This is a genomic window from Rufibacter tibetensis, assembly GCF_001310085.1.
Classification (GTDB): domain Bacteria; phylum Bacteroidota; class Bacteroidia; order Cytophagales; family Hymenobacteraceae; genus Nibribacter; species Nibribacter tibetensis.
Genome location: NZ_CP012643.1, coordinates 3,145,080 through 3,167,436, shown reverse-complemented (window position 1 = coordinate 3,167,436; position 22,357 = coordinate 3,145,080). Strand labels below are relative to the sequence as shown.

Below are 22,357 nucleotides of genomic sequence, written 5' to 3'. Positions count from 1 at the left end.
AGAAAGTACGCATTAAAGAAAGAATACCGTGAGTAGAACGCATCTATTCAAAACTTTGACTCCAGTAAGGCATATATTTGCTCCTTGAACCATGCTGCTCTCCACCGAGTTTTTGGACAGGCTGTTTGTGCAGTCGCCTTTTATGAAGAAAAAATTTCAATTCCAGCATAAGAACCTGCTTCGCTACCTGGCGAACACAGGTATTGCGCTGCTTATTTTCTGGACATTCTTTTTCATCCATCGGACTGGGGTAAGCGATTTTGAGGCTGCTGATATCTTCCGGCTGCTTTACAACGCCTTGATGGTAAATGTGGTGCTGGAAGGAACACGCCGCATTGCCAAACGCCTGAGCCGGAAATATGACTGGCGTGAGTTTGGGTTGCGCCGCTTCATCTATGAATGGATTGCCGTGCAGATCTACATTCTGCTGGTGATGGTTCTGTTTGAGATCACCCCTCGCTTGTTTCTGGGACAGTTAGCTTATGACTTCCAGAACCCCAGTGCCATGCGAGACCTGAAGGAAGTGTTCGTGTTTGGCAGTATCATCTTGTTATTTGTACACTTCATCAGGTCTGGTATCTATTTCTACAACCAATGGCACCGATACCTCATGCAGTCTGAGAAACTGAAAAAGGAGACCATCAGAGTCCAGTTTGAATCATTGAAGCAGCAGGTGAATCCGCACTTTTTGTTTAACAGCCTTAACGCCCTTTCCTCGCTTATTTACAAAGACCAGGACCTGGCCGGAAAGTTTGTGGAACAGCTTTCAAAAGTGTACCGCTACGTGCTGGAAAACAAAGACAAGGAACTAGTTACCCTTCACACCGAATTGGATTTCATTGAGTCTTATCTATTCCTGCTCAAGATCAGGTTCCGCGAAAATCTACGGGTGAATATGGACATTCCAGAGCATCTGCTTAAATACCAGGTGGCACCTCTCACCATGCAGCTCCTGATGGAAAACGCCATCAAACATAACATTGTCAGCCGCGACGAGCCCCTTTTCATTGATGTGTTCATAGAAGGCGACTACATCATCATCAAGAATAACCTGCAGCTCCGCGAAACCCGTGAAGAGTCTACCGGAGTAGGGCTCAAGAACATCATCAACCGCTACAAGTTCATTACCGATAAGAAAGTGGATGTGGAAGTAACAGCCCATGATTTCATTGCTAAATTACCACTGCTAAACAACGCCGCCTGATGAACATTCTACTGATTGAAGACGAGTACCTTGCTTCTGAAAAGTTAGAGGCCCAATTGCTGCGCTATGATCCCAGCATACAGGTTGTAGGCACCATTGACTCCATCCGGAACGCTGTGAAATGGTTTGAGACCAATCCTGCGCCTGACTTGGCGTTTCTGGACATCCATTTGTCAGACGGAAACAGCTTTGAGATTTTTCAGAAGGTAGACGTAAAATGCCCCATTATCTTCACCACGGCTTATGATGAGTATGCGGTTAAGGCATTCAAGGTTAACAGCATTGATTATCTGCTTAAGCCCATCAGCAACGAAGACCTTGGGGCAGCCATGGACAAGTTCAAGGCCCTTCGGCAGACCCAGCCTGCCGCCCCGGCACTGGACATGCAGCAGATCATGGCGCTCATTAGCCGGAGCTCTACCGCCACTGAAACGCCTCATTACAAAAACCGCTTCCTCGTGAAAACCGGTCAAAAGATCAGGTCTGTTTCTACCGAAGAAATTGCTTACTTCTACGCCGAAGACAAAATCGTTTTCCTGATTACCACCACTGGCCAAAGGTTTATCACAGACTACACGCTGGATACCTTACAGGAAATTCTGGACCCTGAGCAGTTCAGCCGTTTGAACAGACAGTTCATTGCCCACATCCATTCCATTGATGAGATTCACCCGTACCTGAAGGGCCGCCTGAAGGTGTATGTGAAACCTACCACTGACAAAGAAATCATCATCAGCAATGAGCGCGCCGCTGCTTTCAAGGAGTGGTTGGGGAAGTAAGCGTTTTAGAGCAATTTTCAGAAAAGAAGCCAAAAATGGTTTCCAATTAAAACAGGAAAAGGTCAGTACATACATCTGACCTTTTCCTGTTTTAATTAAAAATGCAGCTCTCTTACCTGTCCTTACCAGTTGTAAAGTTCAAGCACCCTGCTCTGTCAAATCTTTCACCATCCAGATGTTACAGGCAAAATGGCCTGAGTTACCCAAAGCATGTGGCAAAGGTTTGAAGCCGGCTTTGGTGTACATGCTTACTGCTTTGGCTAGTTCAGGGAACGATTCAAGGTACAGGTGCGTGTATCCAAGCTCCTGGGCTAATAGCAGGCTTTTGTCTAATAGTTGCAGCCCTATGCCTTTGCCCCTGGTTTCTGCTTCCAGGTAAAATTTCACTAATTCAGCATAGCCTTCAGGAAGGCCATCGGTAGGGTACACGCCACATCCGCCAATGATTTCCCCATTTTCTTCGGCCACCAGGTAAGCACTTCCCGGCGTCTGGAAAAGCTGGTAAAGCTGATCTGTGGTGGGGTCTGTGTAAACAGTACCTGGCCGGTCAATCTTGAATTCCCTGAAAACCTTTCTTATGAGGTCCGCCAGCGGCTGGTTGTCTCTTTCCTCAATGGCTCTGATAGTGATACTCATGTTCTTTTTGCCTTGCTCTTTAATGCAGAAGTGTTCAAGATAAAATCACCTCTCCAGTCTCTGAGCAAAAGTAGTGACTGTAGGCAAGAACATAGTCTGACATTCGCAACTTCTTCGGTTTACCGCCTCTGCTCTCCTTTCAGGCCAGAATCAACCCTACCCATACTGTTTCAATCTACCACCGTATAAGTACGTATTTACTTTTGATTAAAGCACGTAGTGAAACATTACCCCACGCCACTAGTATCACTCTAATACAATTTTACTGTTTGTTTCAGGACTGAAACAAGAAAACTGCTGACAAGCAACGCATACTTAAATAGATGTCTCACTTTAACTACCAAGGAGAATTCTCATGCTAGCAATGAATTACCGAGGACCATTACGGGTCCGGGCCAGCCAGAAACCAATGCCACAGATTGAGCACCCCCAGGATGCTATTGTAAGGGTAACCCGTTCCTGTATCTGTGGATCTGATCTACACTTATACAACGGTTCTGTGCCAGACACCCGTGTGGGCATGACCTTTGGGCATGAGTTCACCGGTATAGTAGAAGAAGTTGGTTCTGAAGTAACTAAAATAAAAGTGGGAGACCACGTGCTGGTTCCGTTCAACATAGCCTGTGGCGAGTGCGTGTTCTGTAAGCAGGAAATGTACGGCAACTGCCATGAATCCAACCCCCAGGCCACAGCCGTAGGCGGTATCTTCGGGTACTCCCACACCGCTGGTGGCTATAATGGTGGCCAGGCCGAATATGCCCGGGTGCCTTACGCCAACGTAGGTCCAACCGTCATCCCAGAAGGCATGGACCCAGATGATGCCGTTCTGTTGACCGACGTGGTACCTACCGGCTACCAGGCCGCTGAAATGGGCGGTATTCAGAAAGGTGACACGGTAGTAGTATTTGGAGCCGGGCCAGTAGGTATTATGGCTGCTAAATGCTCGTGGCTGTTTGGTGCAGGCCGGGTGATCATCATTGACCAGGTGGACTATCGCCTTGAGTTTGCCCGTAACTATGCTCAGTGCGAGGCCTACAATTTCAATGAAATAGGAGACCCTGTGGTATTCATGAAGAAAACGACCGACTGGATGGGTGCTGATGTATGTATTGATGCCGTAGGTGCCGAGGCCGCCGGTAACGCCATGCAAACCATAACAGGTAGAAAATTGCTGTTACAGGCAGGTTCTGCCACCGCGCTTCACTGGGCCATCAACTCAGTTAAGAAAGGTGGAATTGTTTCTATTGTGGGGGTTTACGGTCCTACTGACAACCTGGTACCTATCGGGAACGTGCTAAACAAAGGCATCACCATCAGGGCAAACCAAGCTTCCGTAAAACGCCTGCTGCCTAGATTGATTGAGCACGTGCAAAATGGAGTCCTGAATCCTAAAGCGCTTATCACGCACCGCATCCCGTTGGAAGAAGTTTCTGATGCCTACCGCATCTTCTCAGCCAAGTTGGACAACTGCATCAAACCTGTTCTTATTTCACCATCAGCCGGAATGTAAAGGAGAAACGCCATGGAAAATATAACGAATGACTATTCGCACATCAAGGGATGGGGCATAGATGCCGATCCGAAGAATGACCCCACGTATCCCATGAAAAAACGCAACAACGGCGAGCACATGGGCTATTCCTGGACTAGACCCACCTTACAACCTGAAACGGTAGAGGTGCTCCACTCCATTGAGCGGCCCAACGTAACTGCTGTTTTTGGGACTTCTACCCCACCATCGGGATTGAGCGGTATGATCAGACGCCTGGCCTTCAAGAAAAGCGAGAACGATTACGGTCACTGGCTACCTCTGATTCTGGCAGACCGCATCAATGTGGTGGAAGGAATCATTGAAGACCTTAGAAGCGGTATTGTGCCTAACATCTTTGCTGAAAAAGGCATGAAAGCCGAATGGAAGCACAACCGTTCTGGAGTGATCAGGCAAATGGCCGTAACTGCCATTATAGCCTACGGGTTTGTTGCCTTTTACAGAGCCAAGAAAAGAAGAGACCGGGGATACTAATCCATCCTTGTGACAAAAAAGAGAAGCCCGACAGTTAACGACTGCCGGGCTTCTCTTTTTTGATTTATATATATTGCTGATTCCTCTGTTTATCTTGAACTACCAATCAGCAGTTTGAATCGAAAAGGGTATCAGAAGCTATTTTAACCGTACTTTCCTAAAACAAGCTATAAGGAAGAAGCTTCTGAAAAAAATAGATGTTTTTTCATGGCTATGCTTCACAAGAACCAGTATTACTGCACCGCAATCTTCAAGACTACCTTTCGCACTACCTCATCAGTGGCTAACGGCGCATGGGTATCTTCCGGGAAGAAAATGGTATAGAAACTGGCCGGAACGTCAAACCAACTGTTAGGTTTGTCCGGAAAAAACATGATGTCTTTCTCCTCGGTATACGGTTCACTGGCCTCACTGCATGCGTTCAGGTCTTTCCAGCCTATGTGATCAAGGCCAGTTATCACATATTGAATGTCAATGTACTTTCGGTGGGCTTCCAATTTTGCGTTTGCTTTTGAAAACCCGGGACCTTCAGAGATGATGGCGAAGAGCTCCATCCCCACAAGTTCATGCTTCCCCAACGGCAGGTTGGCTACATCAGCTTCCTTTAAAAACGTAAAAGCCTGCTCAAATAAAGGGTGCATACCTGTATAGCGTGCGGAGTTGGAGAGTTTATCTAAAATCATGGGATGGATTGACTAGTAATGAAGTTTCGTTTAAAGGTATTTAAATCAGGTAGACCTATTTACAATTTTTATCAAATAAACCCTTCTGTTTTCGGCCGGCTTTTCACAAAAGGGCTTAAGAACAGACTATTGAATCTGCCACAGCATTTCATATTGCCCTAGAATCTCCTGAATTTTTCGGTTCTGTAGAAATTGTAACGTGCTTTCTCCCCGGCCATCTACGTTGATAACACTAACCATTGGCGATGAGGTTAGTGAAACCAACTCCTGCAAAAGCGCTTGCCCAATGCCTTTGTTGCGCCATTCTGGTGCTATGGCTAACTGCGCAATGGAACCCGTCATGGGGTACACCACTCCATACCCCACACATTGGTCTTTCACGTTTGCTTCTACAATCCGCACGTAGTTGATGCTGCGGTCTACGGCGGCGGTATGGTGTTGCCAACTTGGCTCCATGTCCCAGAAAGTTTGGTAAAGAGGCCAATCAGGAGAGGAAACTTTTTGAAAAGACACTTCCTCCGGTGCATGACTATGCCAAGCCAGATCTTCTTTGGATCCTCTGAAACACCTAAGGCTGCGGATGATCTCAAACCCTAAACTCTGGTAAACCTTAAGGGCCCGGGTATTTTCCTGAATTACCTCCAGCAAGCATTGCTCCACCCCCAGCTTTCTCAAAAGAGGCACGCAGAACTGGTACATTTGCTGGGTCAAAGCCTTCCCTCTCGCCTCTGGCACTACTCCCGTGCCTGCATTATACGCGGTCCTTTTCCCTTGCCAGGTGCCTAAGCTGTTAAAGATAAACCCTACCGGGGTGTAGTCTTGCATGGCCAGCGGAGCTACCTCTGGAGTAAGTCCGTCCCGAAGCAGTTTCATTTCCATGATGGGCTCGGTAAGCACCATGGGCTGTACGTAATCTGAAAAAGCATTATTGAAGAGCGTGCAAAGCTGGCCTACAGAGGCAGATTCTGCAAAAGCAAAGGTCATAGAAGTGCGCGTAAAAAGGACACGCCAAATAACGAAATCAGGGATGAGAATCAAAATTGACCACTGTCAGGAGCAAATTTTGAGAACTAATCTGCCTTCAAAAAAGAAAAAATGAACGGGTACCTGTTCATTTGGTGTTGGTGGGTTTAAGCATTTTAGGGCTATTTTTATTTAATTACCCCTAAAACGGCGAGTGAATGAGGTGGGTATTAGTGCCAGCCTATTCAGATTAAGTTATTATATTTGTTAGATTAGGCTCTCAGTATTTACCGTAGAAAAGGGTAAACTAGTCCAGAACTCCATCCGCCTCCCCAATAAGACATTCATATTCAGGAGGATATTTCACAAGATTTAGGGGAAGATGGTACTCAGCTTTTCCGGCAACTGGAGACCTTATTTTTTTGAAAACAAGAATTATCTATATAAAGGAAATTGACCTGTGGGATGTAGTTCATGTTCTAGTGGCGGCTGCGGCACCAAAACCACCTCTGCCGATGGCACTGAGGTAGTGGCGGGTTGCAAAAGCAACGGCGGTTGCAGCACGGGAGGCTGTAACCGATTAAATGTATTTGATTGGCTCTCAGACATGGAAATTCCCGTGTCTTTTAAAGAGTTTGATATAGTAGAGGTACGCTTCAAAGGCGGTCGCAAAGAGTTTTTCCGGAACATTAATCGTATTCCGCTCATCACCGGCGATGCCGTGGTAGTAGATGTGCCTAATGGGCACCACATTGGACACGTGTCATTGAAAGGCGAGTTAGTGCGCCTGCAGATGAACAAAAAGAAGGTCCAGAACAATGAGGAGATCCGGAGCATCTACCGCGTGGCCACTGAGAAAGACATGGAAAAGTTCAACCTCGCCCGCGAGCAGGAACCGGCTACCATGTACCGGGCCCGTGCCATTGTGCAGGAGCTGAAACTCAAGATGAAACTCTCAGACGTAGAGTATCAGGCCGATAAAACCAAAGCCACCTTCTTCTATTCTGCCGATGACCGGGTAGATTTCAGGGAACTGATCAAAAAACTGGCCGAGGAGTTCAAGGTAAGAATTGAGATGCGCCAGATCAGCCTTCGGCATGAAGCCGGGCGATTGGGCGGTATTGGGTCTTGCGGACGGGAACTGTGCTGCTCTACCTGGCTCACTGATTTCAGAAGCGTTTCTACTACTGCGGCGCGTTACCAGAACTTGTCTTTAAACCCCAGTAAGCTTTCTGGCCAGTGCGGGCGCCTTAAGTGCTGCCTCAACTATGAGCTGGAAACCTACATGGATGCGCTGAAGGACATTCCTAACGTGAACCGTCCGCTGCAAACCAAAGCCGGGGATGCCTTCCTGCAGAAGACAGACATCTTCCGCCGCATCATGTGGTTCGGGTACCGTGGAGACAGCAACTGGTTTCCGGTAACGGTAGAGCGTGTGCACGAAGTGCTTAAAATGAACGCCGCCGGTGAAATGCCAGAAAACCTGGCTGAGGAGGTGAAAAAGCAACTACCAGAAGTGGTAGACTTTGTAGAAGCCCTGGAAGGAAACCTGGACCGCTTAGACGAGCAATACAAAGCAAAGAAAAAGCGCAGCAAGAAAAAGAAAGGCAGTGGCAACGTGGCCACGGCTACGGAGGTATTGGCACAGGCTGCTCCTACCCCAGAGGTTCGCAGAGACCAGCCTACCGGCAAATCTTCCGGCGAGCAGCGCAGGCCTAAGCCAGAGCGCGGGGGCAACAAACCAGAAGGAAGCGAGAACCGTCCGCCCAAACCAGAACGTGAGGCACAAGCAAAGGGTCAGCCGCCGCAAGGCAAGCCCCGTCCAGAACGCGAACCGCGCCCAGAACGGGAGCCTCGTCCGGAGCGTGACCAGAATCAAAACCAGAACCGTGGGCCTAGAGACAACAATCGCCCTCCGCGCCAAGACCGTTCTCAGAACCAGCGTCCGCCGCAAAACAAGCCACAGCCTATAAGCGCGCAGGCACCGGCCTCAAGTGCCGTGGCAGCACCGGAAAGGGCAGAACGTGGGCCACGTCCGGAGGGAGAGCAACGCAGCCGCCGAAACCGCAACCGGAATAACCGTAACCGCAAACCAGGTGGGGCAGAAGGCGCCGCTCCAGTCCCTCAAACCGAAGGATGATCATGAGAAAGCGTTTTCCCCTTTTCATGTTTTTGCTAAGCCTTGGTTTGTTTTTAGGGAGTTGTGACAGCAACCGGGTCTTTGAAGAAGTGCAGGACATTCCTGATAACCAGTGGCCGGTGAGGTTGTCTCCTACGTTTGCGTTTGAGGTGACAGACACCACCCAAGCCTACAACGTCTTCTTCAACGTACGCAACGCGCTGCATTACCCGTTCTACAACCTGTACCTGCGGCATTACCTTATTGGCCCAGATGGACAGCAAGTGAACTCCATGCTGCATGAAATGTACCTCATGGACCCCAAAACCGGTGAACCCAAAGGCAAAGGTGCCGGAGATATTTTTGACCATCAGTTCAGGGGGCTAAAAAACATCCGGTTCCAGAGGGCTGGTCAATACAAGATCAGGCTGAACCAATACATGCGCCAGGACCCCTTACCCGGCATCATGGCCATTGGGGTACGCGTAGAGAAAGCAACTGAATAGCCTGTATAAAAGTCATTTACAGAAAACCCGTTTGTGGCCCGATTTTCGCAAATCAAGTCACAAACGGGTTTTCTGTCTTTTAACGGGTTTCCCCTACACTGCGTATTTTAACGGATGCAACCCTGCGTTTAAAAATGAGTATGTGTACGAACCTAAATGCTATTCTGCCTTATGAAAATTGTCCTTGAGCTGCTTGGTTGCTTTGTTGTGCTGGCGTCACTTCTCACGCTAGTGAAAAGCACCTACTGGTGGATAAGGATCCTGGATTTTCCAAGGGTTCAGGTAGCGGTATTGGGTACATTTATCTTAGGGCTTTATGGATATCTGTATGGGTATGAATTAGTGACCCAAAAAATCTTTGCAGGACTGCTGGTATTAGCTATTGTGAATGAGCTGGCGCACGTGTACAAATTCACCCCCTTCGTACGGGCGCAGGCACTCCATTCTAAGATTAAAGCCCCTAAGAACTCTTTCGGGATCATGATTTCCAATGTCAGGATGTCTAACAAGCGCTTTGACCGCTTCCTGAAGGTAGTGAAAGATACTGATCCAGACTTATTGCTGGTCAATGAACCCAATCATGCGTGGGCAAACGCTATTTCTGAACTGGATGACCGGTACCCCTACTGCATAAAAGAACCTCTGGAAAACACCTACGGAATGATGTTTTTTAGCAAGTTCAAGCTTACCCATACTGAAGTCAGGTATTTGGTGGAGGAAGGAATTCCTTCTTTCTACATGCATGTTGAGTTACCCACCGGGAAGATTTTTGACCTTTTCACGGTACACCCGCAGCCACCGCATCTACACAAAGACACAGACACCCGTGAGACGGAACTGCTTACCGTAGCCAAAATGGCCAAGGAGTCACCATACGCCAGCATTGTGGTGGGAGATTTGAACGATGTGGCCTGGTCTTATACTACCAACCTTTTCCGGAAGATAAGTGGTCTGCTGGATCCGCGCATAGGCCGTGGTTTCTACAACACCTATAATGCCTTTGTTCCTTTCTTTAGGTACTCATTAGACCATATCTTTTATGATCCAGCGTTCAGGCTTATCAGAATGAAACGCCTGCCTTTCTTTGGCTCAGATCACTTCCCTATCTTCATCAGGTTAAACTATGAGCCCTTAGAGGCAGATGAACATGATGTGCCAGAACCAGATCAGGAAGAAAAGGAAGATGCAGAGGAGTTAATGAACAAGTTGGAAGTGGACCCTACCCCCACAAGTTTAAACTCAAATACTGCCTCTACAACCAGAGATGTGATTATGTAAAAACCATGTGAGAAATTAATAAAAATATAGAGCCTCTTCTTCCGCTTCCCTTAGGTTCTATAATTAATATACGCCCGTGCAAACGAGAAAACTCGCCTTTGCACGGGCGTTTTCTGTATAGGCAAAACTTTAAAATTAAAACTAAACTAGAATTCTACATCTTCCTTTAGAACGCTTTGTAATCACTTTCGCAAAAACACCTTAGATTCTTCTAATCCCTTTAGAAATAAACTCCTATTAAATCTTTCTTGATTAAAAAATCACAAAGGAGCCGTTAACCATGCAAACACCCGTTCGTATAGTATAAACACTTGTCCTGAAAAATAAGCATGACTTTATTTTCAGGAGCAGGGTATTCCAACTTACCATTCTTTAACCAAAAACAAAGGAGATTTAACCATGAACGAAAATCAAAAAGAGCAACAAAAAGATAATCAGGGCTCCTCAACTGGTTCTGGTGGCAGCACAGGAACTAACGCTTCTTCATCGGGTGGTATGGGCACAAGCTCAAACGCAGGAACTTCTTCTCCTGGATCTACTGGTTCACAGGGTGGTGCTGGTTCAACCCCTGGCTCTACCGGTTCAAGTGGATCAGGATTCGGGTCAACTACAGGGTCAGGTAGCACAGGTACTTCCGGCTTAGGTAGCACAAGCGGTTCAAGTGCAGGAACGTCTGGAGCTTCAGGATCTGGAACCACTGGGGGCACAACTTCTGGCATGGGCGGCTCTTCTACTGGTAAAATAGGCACTTCTTCTACTTCAGATAGCTCTTCAGGTAAGAAAAATGGTGGAAGCAAAACTGCAACCGGTGCCACTTCTTCCACTCCAAAGGCAGGTTCTAAAGCAGGATCTTCCACTACAGCAAAATCATCAGGAGATAAATCCGGGTCAGGAAAAACTTCTGGCTCTTCAGATGACTCTTCAGATTCTACCAATAACTCAATGGCAGGCTCTTCTGCTTCTATGGGCAGTGGCATGGGCTACGGTGGCTCACAAGGCGGGGATTCCGGCAACCAGAGCAGCTCATCTATGAGCGGTATCAGCGGCGGCGGAAACCAGGGCGATGACCGTCACCAAGGTGGCTACGGCTCACAAGGCGGTGGCAACTATGGCGGAGGTCAGGGCGGTTACGGCGGCGGATCGCAGGGAAATAGCGGCTCATTTGGCGGTGGCAACTCTTGGAACAACCATGATGACCAAAGCAACCGTTATGGCTCTATGGGCGGCGGAAACTACGGCGGCTCGCAAGGAAGTTCTAACTACGGCCAAGGCGGCTACGGCGGAAACAGCAACCAGGGCGGTTCTAACTATGGCCAGGGTGGCTACGGCGGCTCCATGGGAGGTGGTGGAAACCACGGTGCACAAGGCGGCTACGGCGGAAACTCAGGCATGGGCAGCAACCCATACGGCATGAGCTCACAAGGCGGGTACGCCGGTAACTCCAGCCGTTCAGAGTCTGACCGCGGCGGATATTCAAACTACGGTGGCTCTGGCTACTATGGAAACCAAATGGGCTACGGCACTGAAAGCGGCTACGGCATGCACGGTGGCGGAGGTCAAGGCAGCGGCCACGGTGGATACAGCCAGGGCTACAGCAACCAGCAAGGCGGCAATTATGGCGCTATGGGCTCCAGAGGCGGTTCTTACAGCGAAGAATACGGCTCACGTGGCGGTTCTTCCCGTGGTGGCCAAGGCTACGATGGAAACTCTGATTACGATGGTGGCTACAGCCAAGGAGGTACCCGGTACAGCACCCAGAACCAGGGAGGTCAGGGTGGTAGCAACTACGGCTCACATGACATGGGCTCAAGAGGCGGCTACGGCGGAGCTTCAGGCTCAGGCATGGGGTCACGTGGTGGTTACGGTGGCTCCTCTGGATCAGATATGGGCTCACGAGGTGGCTACGGCTCATCTATGGGCGGAAACAATGAGTGGCAAGGTGGTGGCGGCGGCTCACGTGGCGGTCGTGGCAATGACAACAGCGGCTATGGCTCTATGAGCGGTGGCAGCGGCCAAGGTGGTTACAGCACCCACAATGCACAAGGTGGTGACTTTGGTTCACGCACCTCTCATGGTGGCGGCGGTTACGGCTCACAAGGCAGCAGCTACGGCCAAGGTGGTCATGGTGGAGGAAGCTTCGGCGGATCTAACTATGGTAACATGGGCAATGACATGGGATCACGCGGGGGTTACGGCTCATCTGGAACCGGCTCACGTAACGGTGGTCATGAGCACGGCCATGGTGGCTCTTCTACCGGCGGTGGTTACGGCGACCAAAGCCGTGACTACGGCATGGGCGGCTACGGCCAAGGCGGAAGCAGCTACGGCGGCTCCAGCGGATATGGTTCTTCTTCTACCGGCGGCATGGGTTCACGTGGCGGCTACGGCAGCCAGGGTGGACAGTCTTCTTACGGTGGCGGCGGATCTGGCTACGAGAACCGTTCACAATACGGCCGTACTAACCAAGGTCATGATGACCACTCCAATGACCATAACCGTGGCGGACGTTCATCTAGAGGCGGTTCTTCGTCAAGAGATGAAGATCGTGACTAGTCATTAACTATATTCTTTTAAACAAAAAGCCTCGTTGTTATCAACGGGGCTTTTTGTTTAGGCATTCCGTAAGTAAGCAACCTGTTCAAACGGCTAGGTCCTGCTTTGGGGTTGATTATGGAAAATCAGCCTTAAAGCAGGACCTAGCCGTTTAGATTTCTGATAGTTTAGAAACAGTGTTTGTGAGCTTCCAGGAACTCCTCAAAGGTATAGGGCTCCTTCCCAATCAATTCCTTTACTGTGCTGGTTAACCCTGAAGTATAGCCAGCGCGGGTGATAGCGCCTAGTTCCAGCAAGCTTTCCGTCATCCACTCAGGTAGCCCTTGCTGTTGCATGGCCGTACGGGCAGTATCTTCGGGTACATCCATGTAGTTGATTGGTCGGCCAAGGACTCTGGTAAAGATTTCCGCTACTTCATTTCCTGAAAGCGCCTGAGGGCCGGTAAGCGTATAGGCCATACCCGTGTGCTCTGAGGGGTTCATTAAGACATGGGCCGCTACTGCGCCAATATCCCGCACATCAATGTAACCGGCACGGCCCTCTCCGTTGGGCTGGTAAAAGACGTTATTTTCTTTGATGGTAGGCGCATATTGGTTTGTGAAGTTCTGCATGAACCCACTTGGCCGAAGCATGGTGCTGGGTAACCCCGAAGATTTTAAATATTCTTCGGCTTGCCGATGCCATCTTCCAATCTGGATGCCTGGTTCTGCGTCTGCCCCAATCACTGAGAGCCTGACCACGTGCTTCACCCCGGCGGCTTTGGCGGCATCAACCAGTTGTTGCGCCATCTCTACCTGGTCCTGGGCAAACGGTGTAATAAGAAAAGCGGTACCTACGCCTGTGAAGGCTACCGCTAGGCTCTCTGGTCTGGAGAAATTAATTTCCGTTAGGTCCACGCCGGGCAGTCGTTTCAGGTTATCTCCTTTTATAAGGGAATGTACGCCAGCCCTTACGTTTGCACCTAACGCCGAAAGCGCCTTTACGGTAGCAGAACCTACAGTACCCGTGGCGCCGGTCACTAAAATGATCTTAGACATGCTGTACAAATTGAAATAATGGAGAAAAACCGCTTACGTTTTTAGGCTCTTTTGATGAAAATAACCAGTAAATAATTCAGAAACCTGGACACGAGCTATAAGCTTGTGCCAGCAACGAACAGTTGAAAAGAACTTCATCATGTTGGTTTCGTCCACAAAGATTTGAAACAAGAAGTTCTAATCTAAAAATCGCAAAGCCAGTTACTTCTTCAAGCTCAGCATGAACAACCGACCGGCTTCGTTGGAAATCATCATATCAGTGTCATTGACAAAAACGAGCCCTTCGGCCTGGCCTACTTTGCCTAGAGGAATTTGTTCTTTCTTGCCTTTGAACACTTGCTCTGGGTTGTCTGCTTCAAACAAATACGCCCAACCCTCACCCAGAAGGGCAATGTGGCGGCCATTTGGTGAAATATCAGCGGCGGTGATTTTCGTAGTGATTTGCACACTGTCCAAGGCAGTCACGGTTTGGGAGGCGCCAGGCTGGTTGGCTACTTTGTAAAGCTTCACCCAGTCGCCTTTGCCACGGTTCTTAGTGAAAAGATAGAAGGCGTTGTTGTGCATAAGAAAACCTTCCACGTCAAAGTTCAAACCGCTCTTTGATGGCGGAAACTCCGTCTGGTCTGCATATTTGAACGGAATGGTTCCTACTACCTTTTTAGATTTTTCGTCTACCTTCAGAATCTGGAGGTCTTGGCGGGTGTTCTCATTGTTGCCCATGTCGCCAATGTACAGGAATCCGTCTGAGCCGCGGGCTACGTCTTCCCAGTCCGTGTTCCTGGCGCCCTGCACGTTCATGGTTTCCAGCAGCTCGCCAGATTCATTGATCTTGTACAGAACTGCTTCGTTTCCGGCATCTGGGTGGGTCCAGAAATGGCCGTCTGCCGAGGCTTCCAGGCCAGAGCTTTCAGGCACGGACTTTTTACCCATCTTGCTCATTTCCAGCAGATCGTAGTTGTGGTTCACTTCAAAACCTTCAGAGGCCGGATTCTTGTCTTTCTTTTTCTTTCCTTCTTCTTCAGTAAGGTCTGCGGAGCTTTCTTCTGTTTTGGCCGCGCCAGAGTCACAGGCTACGGCAATAAGAAGACACAAACCTGCGGTGATTTCCAGTAATTTATCTTTCATCTTTTTGGGACAGTTCGCTTAGTTTTTGCCAAACCTGTTTGGGCTGGCTCCAGAACTGACGACTGTACACGGCCCCGAATTTCCAGCCCCGGGCTTTGAGACGCAGGGGCACGTCGGCATGAGAGGCCTTGGCAGAAGGTCGGCGGAAGTACAAATCGTCGTCGGTTAATACTACGGCCTCGTACCTATTGCCGTTGCGGAAAGTAAGGTCGGCAAAGGGAAGTTCTAACGACATTTCGGTTTTTGTACTATTTTGCCCAAACTGAGCCAATAACGTGGGGTACAATAACAACGCCGACGGGATGCTGGTAGCCGGCGACGGTTGGGGCGTAAACCCGTTCTCGCTTACCTCCCGCGCAAAGGCCAGGTACTCTCTCAGCAACTTGGGGCCAGGGTGTTTCACGTTCTCGGTAGGGAATTGCTCTGGCCACAAACTGGTCACCACGTACACCCTTTTGATGGCCCGCGTAATGGCCACGTTCAACCGGTTCTCGCCTTTGGCCGCGTTCAGACTTCCGAACATGGCGCGTACCACGCCCGAGACATCTGGCGCGTAGCCAATAGAAAAAATGATGTATTGCCGCTCATCGCCCTGAATGTTCTCAATGTTTTTGATGATGAGTTCCTCGGGGAGTTTCACGTTTTGGGTTAGGGCCTGCTCTTCCAGTAAATCCTGCACCAACTGCTGCTGCGGGAAGTTGAAGGTGATCACGCCAATGTTGGTTTCTCCTTTGGCGATGAGTTCAAAGACCAGATCCCGCACGCGTTCAGCCTCTACCCGGTTGGTCTGGTTTTCCCAGACGCCGTCTACTTTGAGGTACTGCAGCGCAGGCTTAGTAGTGTTCATGGCCTCCAGCTTAGGGATAAGCTGCAGTTTATCACGGTAGAAGTTGCGGTTAGAGAACTGAATCAGTTCTGGGTACTGGCTGCGATAATGCTCAGAAAGCAGCGTCTGCGGCAGGTGCAATGCACTTAACTGCAACAAAGACTCTACCAGCAGTTCCTCGGTTTCTTCCTCGTCGGTCCCGAAGCGCACGCGGTACAGATCTGAGGGTCCTAGCTGCTGCTCATCGCCGGCAATCACCGCCTGGTTAGCCCTGATCATGGCCGGAATCCCCACTTCGGCAAAACACTGTGAGGCTTCGTCAAAGATGACCAGGTCAAAAATCCGCTCCAGCGGAAACAAGGCTGAAACAGTCTCGGGCGACGCCAGCCAGCACGGCAACAGTTGCCGTATTTCCTCTCCAAATTCTGCATTCAGCTTCCGGAGGGGAAACAGCATGCGTTTTTTGCTTACCTGAGTGAGGAGCCGGCGGTACGTAACTGGGTTGCCCAGCCGGTTGTACTCCATATTTTTGTAGGTCTGCTCCCGTAGGTTCAGGAGGATGATTTGGCGGCTGAGGTCGGCTTTCTGCTTTATTTTTTCCTGCAGTTCAGTTTCCAGCCGCTCCAGTTCACCCGTGCTCACAATGGTCAGAACTGGATTTTGGCCTTCCAGTTGCTGGAGCCAAGCCAAAAGCACACTATTTTCCAAGGCCTGAAGTTGCGCTTCCACGCTTTCTGGCATGGTCATGCGCAGTTCTGTTAGCCACGCCTTCAGTTCCGGGAAAAAGGTGTGGACTAAGGCATCAAAAGAAACCATGCGGTCAAAGTGCTCTGACAGAGATTGCGTGAGTTCCTGCGTGGCAGCTGGGTTGGTAGCGATGGTTTCAATCTGCGAGGGCATGAGCCAGCGTTCCCATTCCAGCAATTCATGTTGCAATTGTTGGAGCTTTGGCAGCGTTTCTGTGAAAAGGGTCTGGAAACGCTCAGAGGATAACTGAAGTAGTTCATCGGGGAGCACATCATAGGTCATGAGCCGCTGCAGGGTTTTGCGTTGCTCCCACGCCCGTTGTAAGGCTTCCCCCTCCTGCACAGCCTCTGTTCCAAAAAAATCCGCCGGAATAGCCAAGGTTGGCTCCAAGACCTGCAGGTTTTTCCATTGCGCTTGTAGCGCTTCCCAACTCTTTAAGCTCGCCCGTAAATGCTCTACGGCGGTATCAGGATTGGAGAGATGTTTACTTTCAGCGAAGGCGGCCAGCTTCTTTTTGTCAGAGGAGAACGCCCACTGAATTTTACCCATAAACCCGCTGTGCGCCTGATCGTATGCGGCCAACAGCTGCGTCAATTGCTGGGCCTCGGCGTGCGAAAGTTTAGTTTGGGTAGCCTCTGTGTCTTTCTGCAACTGTGCCAATTGCGTCTCGCGCTGCTTCTGATCTTTGATTTGGGCCAGATTTCCGAAAAACAGGCGAGATACGGCTTTATCTCTTAATGCCTCCTGCAGGGCTTGAAGGGTTGGCAGTTCCTGCAGCAGAGCTTGAAGGGCATCCCAAGGTTCAGCTTGCAAAGGTAGCAATGGCTGCACCTGGGCAGCAGTGGCTTGCGCGGTTGCCGGAATCTGGGTAAGGAGTTGAGTTAGTTTCTGGCGCTCAGCCCAGGTATGGAGGTGAAAGGACCTCCTGTCGTTCCACGGGAAATCAGAGTTATGCAACAACACGGCATCCTGCAGGTAATGCAACAGGCGCGGGCGCCACTCCTGCCAGGTAGTAGCTGTGAAATGGCGGTAAATGCCTTCGGCGGAAATGTGCGGCGCGCGTGGGTTGCTGCGCAGGTACAGTTCTTTGGGCGACCAGCCGCAGGTATGCGTGTCAAACAATGCTTCTTTCAGGCTGTTCAGGCGCTCTGAGATTTGGTTGATATGGCGACTGGTTTCCAGGAATTGCCGTTCGGCTTGGATGTTCCCTAAGGCTACGTTCTGGCGTTGGTATTCTTCTACCTGCTCAATCTGGTAACGTATTTTGGAGAACACGGCCGGCCGATCCAGGTTCAGGTCGTGCACCAGGGCGGAGAACTGGTCCAGTCCCGTGGTAGACAACCGCTGGTACACCACATCTAAAGCCGCTCGTTTCTGGCAGACCACCAGCACACTTTTGCCGCGCGCCAAGTAATCAGAGACCAAGTTGCAGATGAGCTGCGATTTGCCCGTGCCTGGCGGTCCCTGCACCACCACACTCTGCCCTGATTTAACCTGGCGCAGCGCCGCTTCCTGCGAGGCGTCAGCGTCAAAGGCGGTGAAGAGTTGCTGCTCCAGTTGGGCGTGCACTGCGTTTACTTCTACTTGTGGCAAGAGCAGTTCTTCCAGAGATTCCACCGGCGGATTTTCCAGCAGATCATCATAGTCTGCCAATTGGTAAGAGCCCGCTTGCGGGAAGATGCCTAAGACGGCCTCGGGCTGAAGTTTGAGTTGGCCCGGCTTCCAGGATTTCTCCAGGTCTTCGCGTTTGTAGGCTTTGTAGGGCTGCAGCAGGTCTTTCAGCAGTTCCTGATTGAAGTTGATTTTAACATTGCTTTCCTTTAGGAGCTCATACAACTTAGTGCGGAACTGAAGGTCATCGGAAGGAAACTCGTCAAAATCCTCTTCCATGAGCGCCTCATCTGGAGTCAAGTTGAGATAGTGCGCGTAGGCAAGCAGAAAGCTTTTGTTGAAAAAAGCGGGAGTGTCTTCTTGGCGCACCAACTGCCATTGGCGTTTCTCGTTCACTCGCAGCTCCACAGGGAAAAACAGCAGTGGGCAGCGCACCAGCGTGCCATCCGGGAAAGCTCCTTCCACAAAAGGCCAGCCCACAAACAATTCTTTCGCGCCCCGCTCCTCCCAGATCATGTGCGCCCGCCGCTGAATGGTTTTCAAGCTTTTGGTGAGGGATGCCAGAGCGGCATCACGGGCATCGGCTACTTCGCAGAGGATGATGTTCTGCTTGCCGGCCAGCAGGTCTTTCACGTAGTCGTAAGAGGGTCCTTTGTGAGCATGGTCTAAGGCATGAAGATCCAGGTGAAGGCTCGCAGAAGGCTTGAGCAACACCAGGGAACGGTTAGAGCCGCTGAGGTTCAGGAGCCGACGCTGGTATTGCTTAAGCAGGTGCGGAAGTGGAGTTCTGGGGTTTGGCATGGGAAGTTTCAGGAAACAGGAATGCTAGGGTAAGAGAACAGGCGGAGCCCGCGCTCTGGGTTAACTGTTTTGCTTTCTAAACGGTTACTTTTCTGCGGTTGGTACTCCTATGCGCACCATCGCCCTGGTAAATTAAGTAATGTAGGTTGGATTACAAATCAGGGGGGAGAACTAGCTAATTCTATAGAATCGGCTTGGGGTTAGAAATGTGGGGATTACCCACAAGGAATTGCCCCTGCATTTGTAAAGTCTGCTGAATGCATTGGCAATCTATTTTACCGCATTTTTCAGAAAACAGCTTCTAAAGCTGTTGGCTTGCATGCTTTATGGCTTTGCCTGAGTTTTAGGCAGCGGAAGGTAGATGGTGACCGGAGTGCCTTGCCCCAGGGCTGAATCTATTTCCATGGTTCCGTTCAAAAGGTTGATCCGGCCCCTGATAGACTTAAGACCTATGCCTCTGCTGTCCAACTGGTTGGGAAGAAAGCCGATGCTGTTGTCTTCCACTTCCAACACCAGCGCGCCGCGCTGCTCCCGTAAGATGATTCCGGCTTCGGTGGCCTGGGCGTGTTTGACCACGTTGTTGACCAACTCCTGCGCAATGTGGTACACCACTAGTTCTAGGTGCTTGTCTAGGGGAGTATTCAAGTTGAATAACCAGCACCTTAACTTAAGTTGCGGACTGTTAAAAGTAGAGCAGATGTCTTTGATAGCGGCATCCAGCCCCAGATTAGAAAGGGGTGTTGGGATTAACTCATGCGACAAAGAACGGGTTTGCTGAATGGCTTTCTCCAGGATTCCATCTGCTTTGGACACACTCTCTGCCAAAGGTGGGGTACTGGTAATGTTTTCATCTCCCAGCACCTGGCCCAAGTTCAATTTTGCGGCGTACAGGAGTTGGGCAATGCCGTTGTGTAGGGCTTCGGCGATGCGGCGGCGCTCAGCATCCTGCGTGTTCAGAATGGCCAAGGCTAGTTCTTTCTGCTGGTCCAGTTTGATTCTGAGGTTTTCATCTTCCAGGCATTGCATCTCGGTGATGTCCCAGTTCACACCTAAAACCTTCGCGGGACTTCCGTCTGCCCCGGGCACCACCGTTCCTTTCACCCGAATCACTTTTAACCCCTGTTCAAGCTGTAGTCTTAGTGTCTCATCAAAAGGCTGCGGGTTTGACTGTAACGCATTGATAATATTGCTGGCGGCTTCTTTATCTTCCTCCTGCACGTACTCTAATAAGATTTCTGTCCACTGGCCTTCTCCCTGGCCTACCTGCAACAGGTGCCCCAAGCCTTCTGACTAGGTAAACGTGTCTGAGGCAATGTCATACTCCCAACTGCCCATGCCCACCAGTTCTTCTGATTGCTGCAGAATCTTGAGGTGCCTGGTGATTTCTTCCTAGGCTTTCTTTACCTGGGTAATATCACGGGCAATGCTTAAAACAGTGTTTACCGTGCCGTCTGGCAGACACTCCGGCACCAGCCTGGCTAAAAGATGAACCTATCCTTCCGGCGTTTGGATGTCACAGGAGTGGTCCTGGGGTTGGCCCGAGGCGAACACTTTCTGCAGACTTTCCAGAAAAGGCCTGGCCACCTCCTGTATGATTCCCATTTCCAGGTTAGTTTTGCCTAGTTCTCCTCCGGTCCTCAGCCCTAGTTTGGCTTCAAAATTGGGGTTGTTGTACACCAACACCCCATCTTTGTTCCACTTGGAAATAAGGTCTGGCATGTTCTCTATGAGCACCTGAAACTGCTCCTGTTGCTGCTGTATTTTGCGCCGGGCGTTCACCCTATCGGTTATGTCATAGTACAAGACAATTAATCCGGTGGGCGACGGCGTGGCGTTATAGAAATACCACCGCTCATCTATGGGGTTGTACAATCTCTGCAGAATCTGCTCTTTCCTCTGCACAGCGGTGGTGATCACCTCTGAAATATCTGAGTCACTATTTTCAGGGAGAACCTCGAAGTACCCTTTCCCCAGCACCTCTTCCGGGTTCTTTCCCCATGCCTCATACGCTTTGCGGTTGGCGTATCTGAATTGAAGTTGCTCATCCAACTCAAAGCACACCTCATTGATGGTATTCAGAATAAGGTCAGTCCTGATCTGGTCTGTAATATCATGGATAGTGCCTAAGTACTTTACTGGCTGCCCCTGTTCATCGTAAATAACCCTGCCTTTGCCTTCAAGGTACCGGAGTTGCCCGTTGGGCCAATAGATTCTGCGGATGTACTGGTAAGGCTGATTTGTCTCCGTAGCTTGGGCAATGCGCTGGTTCACGAGCTCTTCATCTTCTTGAAACGAGATGCTGTTTAGCCATTCCAGGGTAGGTTCTACTACATAGGGCTCATACCCTAAAATTCGGTATGCTTCATCGGAGAAACGGAAATACATGGTGGCGGCATTGGCCTCATAGCTTCCGGTTTGCCCCACAGACTCGGCCTGCCGCAACAAAGCTTCATTGGCTTCCAGCTTTTCCTGCGCCAACTTCTGCTCTGTTATGTCCTGCACGGTGCCATGCACCCGGTCCTGTTCTCCTGCCCCTCTCGTCACGGTTGCAAGGGTGTGCACTATCCTAAGCTGACCATCGGCCCGGATGATTTTGTAGGTAAGGTCCAACTTGCGCTGCTCCTGAAAGAAAACCTGCATGGCTTGGTCATAGCGGAGCTTGTCATCTGGGTGCACGAAAGAAGAGAACCTTTCCAGGGTGGCAGGCTCACTTTGCGGCTCCAGTCCGTAGATCCGGTACATTTCATCTGACCAAACTACCTCCGCTCCCGGCAGCACTGATTCAAAGCTTCCTATATGGCCAATGGCCTGGGCTTCTTTCAGGCGGCGTTCGTCTTCTTTTAGTTTCTGCTGAATGTCATGGGCGAGGTCTAACCCCACCTGCAAGGCATTCCGCTCTCGGGTTAAGTCCTTTACCTCGTCTTGTTTATTCACCAGTGCGGTGACATCTGTTACTTTATGGATGATGTAGATGACCTCTCCGGCGTTATTGAGCACCGGAACGTTTACCGGATTCCAGTGCTTTTCCTCAAAACCGCCCCCAAGCTCCAGAGGCTTGGGCACATCATAATGCTGGGTAGGCATTTGGTGCGGATGCTTGGTTCTCAGTACTTTCATTAAGGAAGCCAGCAGGTTTTCTACCGTCCTAACTTCAGGCGTGGCAGGATTATCTGGGAAAGCCTCAAACACATTTTTGCCGATGAGGTTTTCAGACCTGCTAAGGGTGGCGGTGAGATACGCCTGGGTCACCGCCCGAATTTTAAGATCAGGCGACAGTATAAGGTAGGGGTCTGGAGCAGCCTCAAGGATCTGCAGCAGAACAGATGGTTCTATCTGGGTAATTTCCTCCTCCTTTACCTGACTCATAGAACTACCCTCTTTCGATTCCTTTTGCATGTATTGCCCGTAAACCTGTATCTATTAAAATACGGCCAGATCCACTAAAACAATAAAAATATCCCATCCA

16 protein-coding genes are annotated in these 22,357 nt (G+C 50.0%); 8 read left to right on the top strand and 8 right to left on the bottom strand.

Features of this window, described 5'->3' with window-relative positions:
• Positions 1–91 precede the first annotated feature (91 nt).
• On the top strand, positions 92–1,204 hold the full coding sequence (locus DC20_RS12925; protein ID WP_062544207.1) for a sensor histidine kinase: 1,113 nt from the start codon (positions 92–94) through the stop codon (positions 1,202–1,204).
• Positions 1,204–1,983 carry a LytR/AlgR family response regulator transcription factor gene (locus DC20_RS12920; protein ID WP_062544206.1) on the top strand — a complete coding sequence of 260 codons (780 nt, stop codon included), beginning with the start codon at positions 1,204–1,206 and terminating at the stop codon, positions 1,981–1,983. The genes DC20_RS12925 and DC20_RS12920 overlap by 1 nt, the downstream gene beginning before the upstream one ends.
• 138 nt (positions 1,984–2,121) lie before the next feature.
• On the opposite strand, the gene DC20_RS12915 is transcribed toward DC20_RS12920, so the two are convergent.
• Entirely contained in the window at positions 2,122–2,619 is a 498-nt protein-coding gene (locus DC20_RS12915) for a GNAT family N-acetyltransferase (protein WP_062544205.1), read from the bottom strand.
• A gap of 355 nt (positions 2,620–2,974) precedes the next feature.
• On the opposite strand from DC20_RS12915, the gene DC20_RS12910 reads away from it, so the two are divergent.
• Together DC20_RS12910 and DC20_RS12905 are read left to right on the top strand one after the other, a co-directional pair.
• On the top strand, positions 2,975–4,129 hold the full coding sequence (locus DC20_RS12910) for a zinc-dependent alcohol dehydrogenase (protein ID WP_062544204.1): 1,155 nt from the start codon (positions 2,975–2,977) through the stop codon (positions 4,127–4,129).
• 12 nt (positions 4,130–4,141) lie between these two features.
• Positions 4,142–4,642: a hypothetical protein gene (locus DC20_RS12905; protein ID WP_062544203.1), complete on the top strand. Its 501-nt coding sequence runs from the start codon at positions 4,142–4,144 to the stop codon at positions 4,640–4,642.
• Between the two features lie 233 nt (positions 4,643–4,875).
• On the opposite strand, the gene DC20_RS12900 is transcribed toward DC20_RS12905, so the two are convergent.
• Together DC20_RS12900 and DC20_RS12895 are read right to left on the bottom strand one after the other, a co-directional pair.
• A complete protein-coding gene (locus DC20_RS12900; RefSeq protein WP_062544202.1) occupies positions 4,876–5,325 on the bottom strand; it encodes a YhcH/YjgK/YiaL family protein in 450 nt (149 codons plus the stop codon).
• Between the two features lie 126 nt (positions 5,326–5,451).
• Positions 5,452–6,309, bottom strand: coding sequence for a GNAT family N-acetyltransferase (locus tag DC20_RS12895; protein ID WP_071885615.1), 858 nt, complete (start codon positions 6,307–6,309; stop codon positions 5,452–5,454).
• A gap of 439 nt (positions 6,310–6,748) precedes the next feature.
• On the opposite strand from DC20_RS12895, the gene ricT reads away from it, so the two are divergent.
• From ricT to DC20_RS12870, 4 genes are all read left to right on the top strand, one after another.
• On the top strand, positions 6,749–8,428 hold the full coding sequence (gene ricT, locus DC20_RS12890; RefSeq protein ID WP_083470320.1) for a PSP1 domain-containing protein: 1,680 nt from the start codon (positions 6,749–6,751) through the stop codon (positions 8,426–8,428).
• Positions 8,429–8,430: 2 nt separating this feature from the next.
• Complete coding sequence (locus tag DC20_RS12885; protein ID WP_062545951.1) at positions 8,431–8,913, top strand: gliding motility lipoprotein GldH; 483 nt, start codon at positions 8,431–8,433, stop codon at positions 8,911–8,913.
• Between the two features lie 171 nt (positions 8,914–9,084).
• Positions 9,085–10,191, top strand: a complete 1,107-nt coding sequence (locus DC20_RS12880) for an endonuclease/exonuclease/phosphatase family protein (RefSeq protein WP_083470449.1) — start codon at positions 9,085–9,087, stop codon at positions 10,189–10,191.
• Positions 10,192–10,590: 399 nt separating this feature from the next.
• Positions 10,591–12,744, top strand: coding sequence for a hypothetical protein (locus DC20_RS12870; RefSeq protein ID WP_157593156.1), 2,154 nt, complete (start codon positions 10,591–10,593; stop codon positions 12,742–12,744).
• 167 nt (positions 12,745–12,911) lie between these two features.
• Here DC20_RS12870 and DC20_RS12865 read toward each other — a convergent pair whose 3' ends face one another.
• From DC20_RS12865 to DC20_RS12845, 5 genes are all read right to left on the bottom strand, one after another.
• Positions 12,912–13,781: an SDR family oxidoreductase gene (locus DC20_RS12865; protein WP_062545950.1), complete on the bottom strand. Its 870-nt coding sequence runs from the start codon at positions 13,779–13,781 to the stop codon at positions 12,912–12,914.
• Positions 13,782–13,982: 201 nt separating this feature from the next.
• Positions 13,983–14,906, bottom strand: coding sequence for an NHL repeat-containing protein (locus DC20_RS12860; protein ID WP_062544198.1), 924 nt, complete (start codon positions 14,904–14,906; stop codon positions 13,983–13,985).
• Positions 14,896–18,891: an AAA domain-containing protein gene (locus DC20_RS12855; RefSeq protein WP_062544197.1), complete on the bottom strand. Its 3,996-nt coding sequence runs from the start codon at positions 18,889–18,891 to the stop codon at positions 14,896–14,898. Before DC20_RS12855 ends, DC20_RS12860 begins: the two co-directional genes overlap by 11 nt.
• A 324-nt stretch (positions 18,892–19,215) precedes the next feature.
• The gene (locus tag DC20_RS12850) at positions 19,216–20,172 is read right to left on the bottom strand and encodes a sensor histidine kinase (RefSeq protein ID WP_062544196.1); all 957 of its coding nucleotides are present in this window, start codon (positions 20,170–20,172) and stop codon (positions 19,216–19,218) included.
• A gap of 210 nt (positions 20,173–20,382) precedes the next feature.
• Positions 20,383–22,257 (bottom strand): PAS domain-containing protein, encoded by a 1,875-nt coding sequence (locus DC20_RS12845; RefSeq protein ID WP_062544195.1) that lies wholly within the window; start codon positions 22,255–22,257, stop codon positions 20,383–20,385.
• Positions 22,258–22,357 lie beyond the last annotated feature (100 nt).

Excerpts from the sequence above, each read along its gene's own strand:
- DC20_RS12925 (WP_062544207.1), top strand. The coding sequence starts at position 92 with ATGCTGCTCTCCACCGAGTTTTTGGACAGGCTGTTTGTGCAGTCGCCT.
- DC20_RS12920 (WP_062544206.1), top strand. The coding sequence starts at position 1,204 with ATGAACATTCTACTGATTGAAGACGAGTACCTTGCTTCTGAAAAGTTA.
- DC20_RS12915 (WP_062544205.1), bottom strand. The coding sequence starts at position 2,619 with ATGAGTATCACTATCAGAGCCATTGAGGAAAGAGACAACCAGCCGCTG.
- DC20_RS12910 (WP_062544204.1), top strand. The coding sequence starts at position 2,975 with ATGCTAGCAATGAATTACCGAGGACCATTACGGGTCCGGGCCAGCCAG.
- DC20_RS12905 (WP_062544203.1), top strand. The coding sequence starts at position 4,142 with ATGGAAAATATAACGAATGACTATTCGCACATCAAGGGATGGGGCATA.
- DC20_RS12900 (WP_062544202.1), bottom strand. The coding sequence starts at position 5,325 with ATGATTTTAGATAAACTCTCCAACTCCGCACGCTATACAGGTATGCAC.
- DC20_RS12895 (WP_071885615.1), bottom strand. The coding sequence starts at position 6,309 with ATGACCTTTGCTTTTGCAGAATCTGCCTCTGTAGGCCAGCTTTGCACG.
- DC20_RS12885 (WP_062545951.1), top strand. The coding sequence starts at position 8,431 with ATGAGAAAGCGTTTTCCCCTTTTCATGTTTTTGCTAAGCCTTGGTTTG.
- DC20_RS12880 (WP_083470449.1), top strand. The coding sequence starts at position 9,085 with ATGAAAATTGTCCTTGAGCTGCTTGGTTGCTTTGTTGTGCTGGCGTCA.
- DC20_RS12870 (WP_157593156.1), top strand. The coding sequence starts at position 10,591 with ATGAACGAAAATCAAAAAGAGCAACAAAAAGATAATCAGGGCTCCTCA.
- DC20_RS12865 (WP_062545950.1), bottom strand. The coding sequence starts at position 13,781 with ATGTCTAAGATCATTTTAGTGACCGGCGCCACGGGTACTGTAGGTTCT.
- DC20_RS12860 (WP_062544198.1), bottom strand. The coding sequence starts at position 14,906 with ATGAAAGATAAATTACTGGAAATCACCGCAGGTTTGTGTCTTCTTATT.
- DC20_RS12855 (WP_062544197.1), bottom strand. The coding sequence starts at position 18,891 with ATGCCAAACCCCAGAACTCCACTTCCGCACCTGCTTAAGCAATACCAG.
- DC20_RS12845 (WP_062544195.1), bottom strand. The coding sequence starts at position 22,257 with ATGAGTCAGGTAAAGGAGGAGGAAATTACCCAGATAGAACCATCTGTT.